Here is a 12,229-nt window from a genome sequence, read left to right on the forward strand (position 1 = left end):
GCCCGGGAGGCGTCCAGGCGGGCTGGCGCCTCACCTGGGCCACGTCGATGCCGTCCAGCAGCATGGCCAACTGCGTGGCGTCCAGCGTCACCGCCTGCGCGCCCGCGTCCACCGGCGGCAGCCGGAAGCGTCCCGCCTCTAGTCGCTTGTACAGCAGCACGAAGCCGCCCCGGCTCCACGTCAGCACCTTGATGCGGTCGCCCCGCCTGGAGACGAAGGCGAAGAGGTGCCCCGAGTAGACGTCCTCTCCCCACGCGCCGCGCACCAGCGTCATGAGGCCATCAATCGACTTGCGCATGTCCACCGGCTCCACCGCCAGCACCACGCGCACCGACGCAGGCAGCGCGAACACCGCTTCAGCGCCCCAGCGCCGCGACGAGACGCGCCACGTACGTCACGTCAGTGCCTACCGCGAATCGCACCCGCGCTCCGCTCGCGGCGACCACTTCCAGCAGGGACTCCGTCGCCGCGGGCGCCGTCGTCACCTGCACCGGCAAGAGTCTCACTGCTTCCGCCCGTGACGGCGCGGCCCGACGTGCCCGATATACCCACGACTGCAACGTGCTCAGCCGCACGCCCCGCGCCAACGCGAACTCCCGCTGCGTCTGCCCGCTGGCCTCGAAGGCTTCCGCGACGCGCGCCCACTCCGGCTTCTCCACCTGCTTCGCCATGCCCGGAAGCGTCCGCCGCACGCCGCTACCCCGGCAATCCCTCACGGCACGTCGTTGGCCGGACGGTTACGCCGGACGGTTACGGGCGCTGGGCCAGTCGTGCCGCCATGGGCTCGATGCTCTTGCGTTCTCCGTCCAGCAGGAGGCCTGTGACGTAGCCGCTCAAGGCACGTCGTCGCTCCGTGCGCCCCGTTCCTGCTGTCATCGAGTCCAGGTACTCGGAGAGTTCTCGGTCGAGCTTGCATAGCTGATCGGGCGTCATGCCCCATCAACACGGGGCTGCCTCGCCCGATTCATCTGACCGAGTAGTGTTAGGTTTACTGTGCATGCTTCGTGTTGAGGTGTTGTTTCGGCGGTGCTGCTTGCTAGTTTGAAATCAGTGAGATTAGTTCTGAATACGATTGGATTGTATGGTCGGGTCGAACGGATTTGGCCTGTTGCCTCAACTGAGAATCACGCACAATGTCCTCGTCGGTCCAATGGCTAATCTTCACTAGCGTGCTCCAAAGGCCGGGGTCGTACTTAGTGCCATACTCGGCCCAGACTGAGGTGACACCAGCAGATTGAGCCATAATGATGTCGCGACTAAGGCTATCCCCGACGTACCAAGCATCCTTTAGGTCAACGTGCTCAAGGGCGCATATGTGCGCAAGTAGGCGAGGATTTGGCTTGCGCTCAACGCGAGGCACCAATTCGATGAGATCAGATCGGTGAAGAGGCACAACTGGGCGGTCAGAGGAAACGGGCGTTAGTGGAACTGCGGCCTCCAAAGCGTAAAGACGATGGAAATGCTTCAAGATATCTAATTTGTGTAGGCGAAAAGCTGCGTTGACGGCAAGCGCCTCTGTGTAGCCAATAATCCGTATTCCTTTTTGGTTAAGTTTGCTTAGTGTCGAAGAGACAGATTCGTAGAGCCGAAGTTCGCGCTTTCGTGCCGAATTGAATGCGTGCAGTGGTTTGTCGAGCCTTGCTTTGAGTTCCTCGGGTGGAAGAGTGCCAAAATACCTATGGACGGATGGCAGTTCAAACAGGGCGAAGGGGTACTCAGAGTCGCCGTATGCCCTGTGTACGGCCTTAAACTCATCGAAGAGAGTTTGGGGGGGGATGCCCAATAGGCTAACGAGTTCGCTCGCCATTGCCTCGAATGCGCGAGCAAAAAAAGACACCCAGTCGTAGAGGGTGTTGTCTAGGTCGGTGATGAGAATTCGCATCCTATCTCTCGCGGTGAAGCGGGATTTGTACAGACCAAATTTCCTCCGAGGGGTCTGTAGGTGAAACGCTGTATATGGTTACGATCACGCTGTGGTCTTCAAACCGAAGAATGCCAAACGTGTTCTTGCCTGTTGAGCCTTGATGGTCTCGTGAGACGCCAGTGCTGCCCATGCCTATGACGTGGAAGTCATGCCATCCCTTTAGTTTTCCGCTAAGGGCTGCTGGTTTTGATATTTTTACGCATGAGGCTTCGTGCATGTGTCCATGCAGAACAAGGTCGACCTGGCACTCTGCTGCCCATCGCATCAGTGCTTCGGCATCCAGGGTCACGCTGTAGGAGATGGCGGGATCTGGTTGTTCTCGGTAGGTGACAGGCACGAGATGATGATGAAGCATGACAATGCGGAAGGGACGTCGGTCTGCTCCTTTTGTAGAGGACCAGCCAAATGCGTTTGCCGCATCTCGCAACTGATCCTCGCCAACGAATCCGTGCCCTCGGAAAACGCCTGGTCGTTGCTGAAGTATCGATGAGTTCAGGCAAACAATGTCGACAGAGTATGAGTCCCCGAGAAGAAAACGCCGGCCGCAACTGAGGTGCTCATTGGGTGTGAGGCCAAAGAGTTTCGCATAGAATTCGGCGTATTCTTTTCTTGCTTCGGGATAGGTAATGTCAATCGGTGCGTCGCGTTCTTCTCTGTGAGTGCTGTAGGAAAGATCGTGATTGCCTGGGCATGTGGCTATTTGAAAGCGCGTTAAGTTTGTAGAACTCTCCATCCATTTGAAGAAGCCGAGCGCCTGTTCGAACTCTGTTGCGGCGGCCTTCCAAGTGATGTCGCCACTAGCCAGCATTCCTCCCAAGTCCCTGATGAGGTGTTTCTCCAGAGCGCCATGGACAGCCTGCCCAAGTGTTCTCCGGGCTGGCGTTTTGGGATTGATTGAAAATCCGTGGTGGCTATCTGTGCCAGTGTCGAAGTGCAGGTCGGATACCCAAAGTAGGTTCCTGCTTCCTGATTGGATGAACCTCTGAGGGAAATGTTCTGGGGTCAGCGTTGCGCCATCCAACAGAGATACTTCGTGCTGCCTGTCAGAGGAGCGCGCCTTGCGCATGAACCAAATGGTTCGATTCTGCTCGGTTAGTTCGTGTGTAGAAAAGATGCGCTTGTTGTAGAAGGCACTGTATTTAGAAGGCTGTGATGTGAAAAATCGGTCTACTCGCACATAGGTGTACTTGGATGTCTCTAGGTGGTGGGATTCGATCGGGCCGAGTTTGAACCATGCAAGTACCTTTTTCTCACGGTAGTAAGATGGGGTTTTCTCTGGATCTGGGGAGGCAATTGGCTCGCCACCTGGCTCCCAGTGGATGTCTGTGCAGACAGAAGAATAGGTTTGGCTATGGCCGGAATCGAGAAGGTAAAGTGTTAGTCCACCCGGCTGACGAGCCTTGCGGCGAAGTTCTGCAAATTCCTCCGATGGGACCTGCTCGCCACCTTTGTTCCACCACCCCCACCAGACGAAGCCGTGTTCGCGAGCAATGTTGGAGTGAAGCGACACCGTTTCTCCATCCTGAGTGGATAGATCACGGAATCTTAGAATGACATTTTCAAATTCGAATCTTGTGGATGCCATAGGGAGGCGGATTGTTCTGTTTTTTGTCGCTTGCGTGGGACTGGCTTCGAATTGGGCCTTGCTGTGTGGTGCTGGATTTCGCAGGATGTGTAGCACCAAGTTAGGAGTCTAATGGTGTGATGTTGGCTGTTTGTCGTTATGAGATTTTCGACATGATTTGGTCGATCTCAAGAAGATGCACCTGTTCCCAGCAGAGGGCTTTTTTGAAATTCATGTCGGCTTTGTTTTGAAGCCCCATTGCCTTGATTAAAAGGGCTTCGGTGTCGGCAATTAGGTCTCGTGGGCTGCTGATGCCTGTTGTTGCTAGTTTCTTTAGGGTGCGAAGGCCGAGATCGTCGGTTGATGTCAGAACGGCCTGGAACCCGAACCAACTGAAACGATCCCAACGCCCCTTATGGTCGTCATTCAAGTGCTCTCTGAGTCGAACGCCAATCCCCCGTTTGCGTGCAAGGCCAACATAGTGAGGACCATGATTTCCATAAAGGATATAAATGCCACTCTGTTGGCGAAAATCCGCAACTCGCAGTTTGGGTAGGTTCCAATTGCGTCTGCCAAGTAGTCGAAAGGCTCGACCTTTCCCTGGAAACCAACTGACTTGGTCTGCATGCCAAAATAAGCCGTAGGATCGAATTAGCATGATTGTTCTGTAGGGTCTGGAGTTGTTGTTGGATGGGAGATGCGGTGCTTTCGTGAGGATGCGCTAGGAATTGATGAGGCTTCTGTCTTGGTGGGTACAGGTGGGTGCTGGGTGTGTTGTTGGATTGTTGTTATGTGGAGGCCGAGCGCACGACTTCACGAATTGCCCCGGACTCCACCAGCGCCGTGACCGCCGTGATGTCGTGATGCAGCTCGCGGTCCCGGTCCATGTGCGGAACCTTGCCGCGGATCAGCTCATACGCCGCCAGCACGCCCTTGCCGGGCTTCACCGGCTGACGGAAGTCCAGCGCCTGCGCCGCGACCAGCAGCTCAATGGCCAGACACGAACGCGCGAACTCCGATACCTGCCGCCCCTTCAGCGCGGCCGTCATGCCCATGGACACGTGATCCTCGCGGCCCGCGGAGGAGGGGATGGAGTCCACGGAGGCCGGGTGGCTCAGGATGCGCGACTCGGCCACCAGGGCCGCCGCGGTCACCTGGGCGATCATGAATCCGGAGTTCAACCCACTGTTCTTCGCCAGGAACGCGGGCAGACCCGACAGGCTCGGGTTCACCATCTGCTCCACTCGGCGCTCGCTGATGCTCGACAGCTGCGTCAGGGCCATGGCCACCACGTCCATCGCCAGCGAGATGGGCTGACCGTGGAAGTTGCCTCCGGAGATGATGTTCCCCGTGTCCGGGAACACCAGCGGGTTGTCCGTCCCGCTGTTCACCTCCACCTCCAGGATGCGACGCGCGAACGCCAATCCCTCTCGCGCCGAGCCGTGCACCTGCGGGATGCACCGCAGGCTGTACGGGTCCTGCACCTTGCTGCAGTTGACGTGCGTCTCCACCAGCTCGCTGCCCTTGAGAATCCGGCGCAGGTGGTCCGCCACCGCCTTCTGACCCGCGTGCGGACGCACCGCGTGGATCTCCGGCAGGAACGGCTTGTGGCTGCCCAGCAGGCCCTCCACCGTCATCGCTCCCGCGATGTCCGCCACGTCCGCCAGCAGCTCCGCTCGCAGCTGCGTCAGCGTGCCCACCGCGCACATCGCCTGCGTGCCGTTGATCAGCGTCAGGCCTTCCTTCGCCTCCAGCACCACCGGCTTCAGGCCCGCCTTCTCCAGCGCCTGCTTCGACGGCATCCGCATGCCCTCGAAGAACGCCTCGCCCTCGCCAATCAGCACCAGCGCCAGGTGCGCCAGCGGGGCCAGGTCTCCGGACGCGCCCACGCTTCCCCGCTCGGGGACCACCGGCACCACGTCCTTGTTCAGCATGTCGATGGCCAGCTGAAGCGTCTCCATCCGGATGCCGCTGAAGCCCTTCGCCAGCACGTTGGCCCGGAGCAGCAAGAGCACGCGCGCCTCCGGCAGGGGCAGCGGATTCCCCACGCCACAGGCGTGCGACAGGATGAGGTTGCGCTGCAGGTCGCGCAGGTCCTTCCGGTCGATGCGCACCTCCGCCAGCGTGCCGAAGCCCGTGTTGATGCCGTAGGACGGCGTGTCTCCGGCGGCGACCCGGTCCACCAACGCCCGGGAGGCCTGCACCCGCTTTGCGGCTTCGGGGGCGAGCTCCACCGTGACTTCGTGGCGGGAGACCTGGAGGATCTCCTCCAGCTTCAGGGTGTCACCATCGATGAGGAGGCGGGGGCGGGACATGTTCGGGCTACTCCGGGTATGCGGCTTGAATTCGTTGGGCCACGAAGGCTAGCGGATTCGCGGCAGGCAGGTTGAGGGCCCTTTACACCCAGGCCCCGGCGCCCATATAGCCTGCGCCCGTCCGTGCAGGGAGGTCGCAAGCCCCGTGGCCCTCATCGTCCAGAAGTACGGCGGTACCTCGGTGGGTGACACCGAGCGCATGAAGAACGTCGCTCGCCGCTGCATCGCCGCCCAGAAGGCCGGCCATGACGTCGTGGTGGTCGTCTCCGCCATGTCCGGAGAGACGAACCGCCTGCTCAAGCTGGTGGCGCAGATCACCGACCGGCCCGACGAGCGCGAACAGGACGTCGTCGTCGCCACCGGCGAACAGGTGTCCATCGGGCTCGTCGCCATGGCCATCCATGCGCAGGGCGGGAAGGCCGTGAGCTTCCTCGGCCACCAGGTGCGCATCGTCACCGACAGCACCTTCTCCAAGGCGCGCATCAAGAGCATCGACGCGGAGCCCATCCGCGCCGCGCTGAAGCAGGGGAGGATCGTCGTCGTCGCCGGCTTCCAGGGCGTGGACGAGACGGGCAGCGTCACCACGCTCGGCCGCGGCGGGTCCGACACGACGGGCGTCGCGCTGGCGGCGGCGCTCAAGGCCGACGCGTGTGAAATCTATACGGACGTCGACGGCGTCTACACCACCGACCCCAACGTGTGCCCGGCCGCGAAGAAGCTGGACCGCATCACCTACGAGGAGATGCTGGAGCTGGCCAGCCTGGGCGCCAAGGTGCTGCAGATCCGCTCGGTCGAATTCGCCATGAAGTACAAGGTGCCCCTGTGGGTGAAGTCTTCCTTCACCGAGGATCCGGGCACGCTCGTCTGCGAGGAGGACGCATCCATGGAGGACGTGCTGGTTCGAGGGGTCGCCTACGATCGGAACGAGGCGAAGATCACCGTGGTGGGCGTGCCGGATCAGCCGGGCGCCGCGGCGAAGCTCTTCGGGGCGCTCGACGCGAAGCACATCGTGGTGGACCTCATCGTGCAGAACCTGTCCCGCGACGGGCGCACCGACGTCACCTTCACCGTCGCCAAGTCGGACTTCGCCAAGGCCCACGAGGTCGTGAAGCAGGCCGCGCAGGACGTGGGCGCCACCGGCGTGGAGGTGGATGACGCCATCGCCAAGGTGTCCATCGTCGGCGTGGGCATGCGCAACCACTCGGGCGTGGCGGCGCGGATGTTCCAGACGCTCTCCCAGGAGGGCATCAACATCCAGCTCATCTCCACGTCGGAGATCAAGACCTCCTGCGTGATCCACACGAAGTACACGGAGCTGGCGGTGCGCGCGCTGCACACGGCCTTCGGGCTGGACGCGCCGCCCCCCGTGACGGCCAACCCCACCGTGTCGGAAGTGGACGCGCTGAAGGGGCAGAAGGCCTGAAGCGGTTCGGGCGCACGTCCGCGCTCGCGGCGCTGTCCCTGGGGCTGCTCGCCCTGGGCTTCATGGCCCGGGCGCGGTGGCCGGATTCGCGGCCCTCGCTCGACTGCCCGCCGGAGGCCGTGCGGCTGGACCCGGCGGGGCTGGCCACCTGTGGCCCGGGCGCGGTGCCTACGGGGGCACAGGCGCTCGCGCTGGGGCTCAAGCTGGACCTCAACGCCGCCTCCGAGTCCGAGCTGGCCCTGTTGCCCGGTGTGGGCCGTGACCTGGCCAAACGGCTGGTGTCCGCCCGCGAGGAGCAGGGCCGGTTCTCGAGCTGGGAGGACGTGGACGCCGTGCCCGGCGTGGGCGCTGCCAAGTTGGAGACCCTCCGGGCAGCCACCGTGCTGGACGCGGCGGCGGCCAATGGGGGCGTGTGGTAAGCACGGCCGGTGCAGATCGCCTGCCCGCAATGCTCGATGCAGTACGTGCTGGATGCCCGACTCCTGCCGCCTGGTGGCGCGTCGGTGCAGTGCACCCGGTGTGGCCACGTGTTCAAGGCTTCGCCCACCGGCGTCATGGCTCCCGCGCCGAAGATTCCTCCGGCGGGTGGGGGAGACCGGACGGGTACGCAGTCGTCCACGCAGATCTTCGGCGGTGAGGGCGCTTCCAGCCTGAAGTCCACGAACCTGTTCGCGGGTTCGACCACGGCGTCCGGGTCCTTCGTTCCGCAGCCGACTCCGGCTTCGGGTGCGCTGACTTCGTCCGGTGTGATTCCTCCGCCTCCGTCCATCGCTCCGGTCGCGGCGCCGCCTCCCGTGGCGTCCGGCGCGCAGCCTCCGGCGGCGATGGGCACGACGCGAGCCTTCGGAGCGGTGGGGTCTGGATTGGGGGCTCCTCCTCCCGCGGCGCAGCCGGGGCAGGGTGCGGCTCCTGGGGCAACGACGCGCGCGTTCGGTGCTGTCTCCGCTTCGTCCTCGGGTTCGTTCCGCCTCGCGGAGCCTGGTGCTTCATCGCGTGGGCCGGAGGGTGTTGGCGCGACGCGTGCGTTTGGCGCGGTGTCGGATCCTCCGCCTTCTGGTGCCGCCGATGCGGGCATTGGGGCGACGCGTGCGTTTGGCGCGGTGTCGGGCCCAGCGCCCTCCGGTGCTGTCGACGCGAGCATTGGAGCGACCCGCGCGTTCGGTGCGGTGCCGGGCCCCTCGGGTTCACCGGTGGCAGAGGCGGTCGGTTCCACCCGTGCGTTTGGCGCGGTGTCGGGCCCTGCGGTTGCCGGTTCGCTCGACGCCGGAGGCCCGGTCGAGGCCGGTGGTTCGACGCACGCGTCCGGTTCGATGTCGGCCTCTCCCGTGTCCTCCGCTCCCCGGTCCTTCGAGGACATCTCGCCTTCGGGCGACCCCACGGATCCGCCGTGGTCGGCGACGGGCGGCTCACGCTCCAAGCTCGTTCCGGAAGGCCACGGCGACGCGCCCTGGGCGACCTCCGCGCCGACCGCGACGGTCTCCCTGCCCGGCGATGACGCGCCCTTCGCTCGCACCGAGCCCTCCAGGCCCGCGGCTTCGCCTTCCGGCGCGTCGGTGCTCGGGGGCGGTCTGGACCGGCCCCTTCCTTCCCGGAAGTCCTCCGGCGATCTGCCTCCGGAGCTGCTCGGGGCATCCTCCCGCGCCGGCGCCATCGTCATCGAGGACGGCAACCGGCGTACCCCCTCGGTGAGCTGGGTGCTCCTCGGGCTCGCGGTGCTCGCGGGCATCCTCCTGGCCGGGTACCTGGCGTATCCCGTCTTCCGCGACCGCAACGCGGCCATGCCCGAGCAGGCCGTGACGGACAAGGACCGCGCCGTCGGCTCGCTGCGCCGTGATGATGCTCCCGCGCGCGAACAGGCCATCGAGGGCCTCAAGGCCCTGGCCACCGCCCATCCGAAGTACGCCGAGGTCCAGGCCGAGCTGGCGGTGGCCTACACCCTCCAGGTGTCAGACCTGCACGCCGAGTTCGACCGGCTGACCCTCCAGTCGGCCACGATCAAGCGGCGGATCAACGAGGTCACCACCGCGAAGTCGTCGCTGGGCTGGATGGCTGAGTCCAACGCGCTCCATGACGACCTGCGCGCGACCGAGCGCGAAATGCAGCCGCTGCGCACCGAAATCGCCGAGCGGCGCAAGGTGCTCGATGCGCTGATGGAGACCCTCCGGGCCGCTCCGGACGTGGAGCCCGCCGCCGCCGTCGCCGCGCGCCTCAAGGCCCAGGCCCTCTATGCCGCGGTGACGGGTGCCCCCAACGCCCTGGCCCTCGCGGAACGCCTGCGCCAGGTGGAGCTCCAGCAGTCCTGGAGCGTCATCGCCCGCGCCGAATACGCCCTCAGCTCCGGCTCGCCCGACGCCACCGTCCAGGCCGTCGCAGAGGAGCTGCGAGCCCTGCGTGCGCAGGACCGGTACCTCTTCCGCGCCTTCGTCCTGGGGGCTCGGCTGGCCATCCGCCTGGGTGACCCGGACACGGCCCGGAAGCTGCTGGACGAAGTGGTGGCGCTCAACCCCAAGCACGACCTGGCCAGGCGCATGCTTGCCCAGACCGCCGCCTCCGAGCCCTCGCCCTGAAACGTTGACCGGATCACCTCCGTCTCACCCTGGAGAAACTCCAGTCCGTCCCGGGGGCTCGCTGGCTCCCTCGCCCTGAAGTCCCTCTGGACGCTCAGGCATGCACCTTGCTTCGTCCCTGGGAGTCGAGGACTCGGGGTTCGGAGGGTGGGTCGATGGCGGAGGTCTTCTTCTGGTGCGCGGCGCTGGCGCTCGTGCACACTTATTTTCTCTATCCCTTGAGCCTGTTCGCCCTGGAGGGCGCGGCCCAGGTCTTCCAGAACATGCGGAAGATGCGCTCGGGTGAGGCCGCACGCGCGGGCGTCAAGGCCGGGCCGTTGCCCTCGGTGAGTCTGGTGGTGGCCGCCTACAACGAGGCGGACTGCATCGAGTCCAAGCTGAAGAACAGCCTGGCGCTGGACTACCCGGCGGACCGCTTCGAGGTCGTCATCGGTTCGGACGGCTCCACGGACGGCACGGACGGGCTCGTGCAGAAGTGCACGGATCCACGCGTGCGCCTGTCGCCCGCGGCTCGCGCAGGCAAGACGACGGTGCTCAACCGCTGCATCCCGTCCTCGCACGGCGACATCGTGCTGCTGTCGGATGCGAACACGATGATCGACGCGGACGCGGTGCGGAAGATCGTCCGCCACTTCGAGGATCCGGAGGTCGGCGCCGTCTGCGGCAAGCTGCGCCTCTACAACCCCACGAAGCAGGACTACGAGGAGAGCGCGTACTGGAGCTACGAGTCCCTCATCAAGATGTACGAGGGCCGGCGCGGCGCGGTGGTGGGGGCCAACGGCGGCCTCTACGCCATCCGGCGCTCGCTCTTCACCCAGCTGCCGCCGTCCACCATCGTGGATGACTTCGTGATTCCGCTGCGCATCCTGGAGAGCGGCTACAAGGTCGTCTACGAGGAGGGGGCCGTCGCCCACGAGGAGACGACGGAGGACTACGGCAAGGAGTTCGGCCGGCGCGCGCGCATCGCGGCGGGCAACTTCCAGAGCCTGCGACTCGTGCCCGGGCTGCTCCTGCCCACCGCGGGCTTCGCCGCCTTCGCCTTCTGGTCGCACAAGCTCCTGCGCTGGTGCGCTCCGGCGCTGATGGCGCTGGCGCTCGTCGCGAACCTGTTCCTGCTCGACAGCCTGTTCTATCGCTTCACGCTGGGCGCGCAGCTGGGCTTCTACGCCCTGGCGTACCTGGGCCGCTCCGGCGTCTTCAAGAGCGGCGCCGCGAAGAAGGCCACGTCCATCGCGTACTACTTCGTGACCATGAACGCGGCCATCGCCGTGGGCTTCTGGCGCTTCCTGCGCAACTCGCAGCGCGCCGCGTGGGACCGCACCGCCCGCGTGCCGACGTCCACGTCGACCTGACCTTCAACCGATTTGGCAGTCCAGGCCCGCCGGTTCCCCGCGGCGCTCCGGCTGGTTCCGGAAGCGCACGGATGGAATCGGCGGGCTTTCCTTTTTCAGCGGGCCGCCACGGCCATGGGCTTCGCCGGGCCGGAGGGCAGCACGCTGCCGAACGCGGCGAAGAGCTGGCCGGTGAGCACGTGCGGCTGACCGGGGGCGGGGCTTCGCAGCATGTCGTTGAGCACCTCGCCCGTCTTCGGATCGCGGGCCATGTGGGGTCGCGCCAGGTTCATCCGGTAGCGCACCACGCCGCGCTTCACCCGGTGGATGACGGTGACCGTGCCGTCCGCGTCCACGCCGTCCACCAGGCCCACGTGGGTGAGGCCGTCGTTGCGCCGGCCGTCGCGGTTCTGATCGTACGTCTCGCGGAAGAACACCAGGTCGCCCGGCACGGGGCGCCCGCTCGTGTACACGCGGCCGTTCGCCTGGGCGTAGCGGTACATCGCGGTGACGCCGTTGTCCCCGGGCTTGAGGGTGCCCCGGAACTTCACGCCCGCCTGGGAGTAGGTGGCATCGATGAGCGCCGTGCAGTCCGCCGGGTAGCGCTTGCCGCTCACCTGCACCGACGACTGCCCCACCAGTGCACGCGCCGTGGCCAGCACGCGCTCGCGGGGATTGGCCGTGGGGGCAGGGCTCGCGGTCGTCTGCTTCGCGGGCGTGACGCGCGCCTTCGCCGGAGCCTTCCTGGCCGGTGCCTTCGCTACCGCCGGGGCCTTGCTCGGGGCGGGGGCCTTCGCGGGCCGCTCGGCGGGGGCGCGCTCACGGACCGCCACCTCCTCGGACAGCGCGGCGCGCGGGAAGGCTGGCGGGGAGGCGGAGCGGTAGCGCACGGCATCCGACGCCACCCAGGCCCCCGTGGGGGATCCGGTCGCACAGCCCGTCGTCATCGCCAGCATCGCCATCCATGCGCCCAGCTTCATGGCCACCTCGTCCTGTAGCGTCCTGGGCCAGAGGCTCCCTCCGCTGGCGCGTGTAGGCAAGAAAACCACCCAGGCAACCGGGCGGAGCGGCTCGGGTTTTCGACCGGGGGCGGGTGGGGTATTGC

General features: G+C 65.2%; 11 protein-coding genes and 1 pseudogene. 4 read left to right on the plus strand and 8 right to left on the minus strand.

What is annotated here, in order from left to right; all coding sequences use genetic code 11:
* From tnpB to hutH, 7 genes and pseudogenes are all read right to left on the minus strand, one after another.
* Positions 1 to 352: IS66 family insertion sequence element accessory protein TnpB (tnpB, locus tag D7Y21_RS36405; RefSeq protein WP_147469473.1), on the minus strand; the 352-nt coding region annotated here is incomplete at its 3' end.
* Between the two features lie 4 nt (positions 353 to 356).
* Entirely contained in the window at positions 357 to 692 is a 336-nt protein-coding gene (locus D7Y21_RS36410; protein ID WP_233592078.1) for an IS66 family insertion sequence element accessory protein TnpB, read from the minus strand.
* Positions 693 to 762: 70 nt separating this feature from the next.
* A pseudogene (locus D7Y21_RS36415) lies at positions 763 to 876 on the minus strand (transposase); the annotation flags it as partial.
* 160 nt (positions 877 to 1,036) lie between these two features.
* Entirely contained in the window at positions 1,037 to 1,882 is an 846-nt protein-coding gene (locus tag D7Y21_RS36420) for an HAD family hydrolase (protein ID WP_121718137.1), read from the minus strand.
* A gap of 1 nt (position 1,883) precedes the next feature.
* On the minus strand, positions 1,884 to 3,434 hold the full coding sequence (locus tag D7Y21_RS36425) for a metallophosphoesterase (RefSeq protein ID WP_158627404.1): 1,551 nt from the start codon (positions 3,432 to 3,434) through the stop codon (positions 1,884 to 1,886).
* Positions 3,435 to 3,645: 211 nt separating this feature from the next.
* Positions 3,646 to 3,918 carry a hypothetical protein gene (locus tag D7Y21_RS42425; RefSeq protein ID WP_199735562.1) on the minus strand — a complete coding sequence of 91 codons (273 nt, stop codon included), beginning with the start codon at positions 3,916 to 3,918 and terminating at the stop codon, positions 3,646 to 3,648.
* Between the two features lie 358 nt (positions 3,919 to 4,276).
* Positions 4,277 to 5,803, minus strand: a complete 1,527-nt coding sequence (gene hutH, locus D7Y21_RS36435) for a histidine ammonia-lyase (protein WP_121718140.1) — start codon at positions 5,801 to 5,803, stop codon at positions 4,277 to 4,279.
* Positions 5,804 to 5,948: 145 nt separating this feature from the next.
* On the opposite strand from hutH, the gene D7Y21_RS36440 reads away from it, so the two are divergent.
* The 4 genes from D7Y21_RS36440 to D7Y21_RS36455 all read left to right on the plus strand — a co-directional run bounded on the left by D7Y21_RS36440 (position 5,949) and on the right by D7Y21_RS36455 (position 11,145).
* The gene (locus tag D7Y21_RS36440) at positions 5,949 to 7,226 is read left to right on the plus strand and encodes an aspartate kinase (protein ID WP_121718141.1); all 1,278 of its coding nucleotides are present in this window, start codon (positions 5,949 to 5,951) and stop codon (positions 7,224 to 7,226) included.
* Between the two features lie 62 nt (positions 7,227 to 7,288).
* Positions 7,289 to 7,645 carry a helix-hairpin-helix domain-containing protein gene (locus D7Y21_RS36445; RefSeq protein ID WP_121718142.1) on the plus strand — a complete coding sequence of 119 codons (357 nt, stop codon included), beginning with the start codon at positions 7,289 to 7,291 and terminating at the stop codon, positions 7,643 to 7,645.
* 9 nt (positions 7,646 to 7,654) lie between these two features.
* A complete protein-coding gene (locus D7Y21_RS36450; protein ID WP_147443423.1) occupies positions 7,655 to 9,793 on the plus strand; it encodes a zinc-ribbon domain-containing protein in 2,139 nt (712 codons plus the stop codon).
* Positions 9,794 to 9,948: 155 nt separating this feature from the next.
* Entirely contained in the window at positions 9,949 to 11,145 is a 1,197-nt protein-coding gene (locus D7Y21_RS36455) for a glycosyltransferase family 2 protein (protein WP_120568021.1), read from the plus strand.
* Positions 11,146 to 11,240: 95 nt separating this feature from the next.
* On the opposite strand, the gene D7Y21_RS36460 is transcribed toward D7Y21_RS36455, so the two are convergent.
* On the minus strand, positions 11,241 to 12,104 hold the full coding sequence (locus D7Y21_RS36460) for a CHAP domain-containing protein (RefSeq protein WP_121718143.1): 864 nt from the start codon (positions 12,102 to 12,104) through the stop codon (positions 11,241 to 11,243).
* Between the last annotated feature and the right edge of the window lie 125 nt (positions 12,105 to 12,229).

Origin of the sequence: Corallococcus sp. AB045, assembly GCF_003668895.1 — a bacterium.
GTDB classification, from domain to species: Bacteria; Myxococcota; Myxococcia; order Myxococcales; family Myxococcaceae; genus Corallococcus; species Corallococcus coralloides.

Excerpts from the sequence above, each read along its gene's own strand:
- D7Y21_RS36420 (WP_121718137.1), bottom strand. The coding sequence starts at position 1,882 with ATGCGAATTCTCATCACCGACCTAGACAACACCCTCTACGACTGGGTG.
- hutH (WP_121718140.1), bottom strand. The coding sequence starts at position 5,803 with ATGTCCCGCCCCCGCCTCCTCATCGATGGTGACACCCTGAAGCTGGAG.
- D7Y21_RS36445 (WP_121718142.1), top strand. The coding sequence starts at position 7,289 with ATGGCCCGGGCGCGGTGGCCGGATTCGCGGCCCTCGCTCGACTGCCCG.
- D7Y21_RS36455 (WP_120568021.1), top strand. The coding sequence starts at position 9,949 with ATGGCGGAGGTCTTCTTCTGGTGCGCGGCGCTGGCGCTCGTGCACACT.
- D7Y21_RS36460 (WP_121718143.1), bottom strand. The coding sequence starts at position 12,104 with ATGAAGCTGGGCGCATGGATGGCGATGCTGGCGATGACGACGGGCTGT.